The 392-nt window shown below is 78.6% G+C and carries 1 protein-coding gene; it reads right to left on the bottom strand.

Going from position 1 to position 392, the window contains the following annotated elements; translation table 11 throughout:
* Positions 1–379 (bottom strand): DUF1353 domain-containing protein (locus GTR00_RS22650; RefSeq protein WP_166613688.1); only part of this gene is annotated, 379 nt, incomplete at its 3' end.
* Between the last annotated feature and the right edge of the window lie 13 nt (positions 380–392).

Here is a 392-nt window from a genome sequence, read left to right as displayed (position 1 = left end):
CGGCCAGCGCCGACCACACCGACACCCCCGCCCACATCACGCCCCGGCGCAACCTGCTCACCCCCAGGTCGCGCAGGGCGCTGCGGAACAGCCGGTCGGCGGCGAGCCGGCCCACCGGCGCCGCGGCCAGGTACGAGGGCGGGCCGTCCGCGCCGGCGGTCAGCCCGTCGTGCACGAGGGCCGCCGGCAGGTGCCGGCCCGTCGTCGGCACCAGCCAGCTCAGCACCGGCGGCACCGAGGTCAGGTCGGTGGAGAACGTCGCCGGGTCCGCCGGCACCACCACCGGTCCCAGGCGCGCGTCCCAGTACCCGATCGCCCGCGGCACCCGGAACCGCTCGCGGTCGCCGTCGCCGCCGGCGAGGTAGCGGTGCAGCTGCACCTGCCCGGTCCAC

Origin of the sequence: Kineococcus indalonis (assembly GCF_009906395.1) — a bacterium.
GTDB classification, from domain to species: Bacteria; Actinomycetota; Actinomycetes; order Actinomycetales; family Kineococcaceae; genus Kineococcus; species Kineococcus indalonis.
This window is presented reverse-complemented; position numbering and strand designations above follow the sequence as displayed.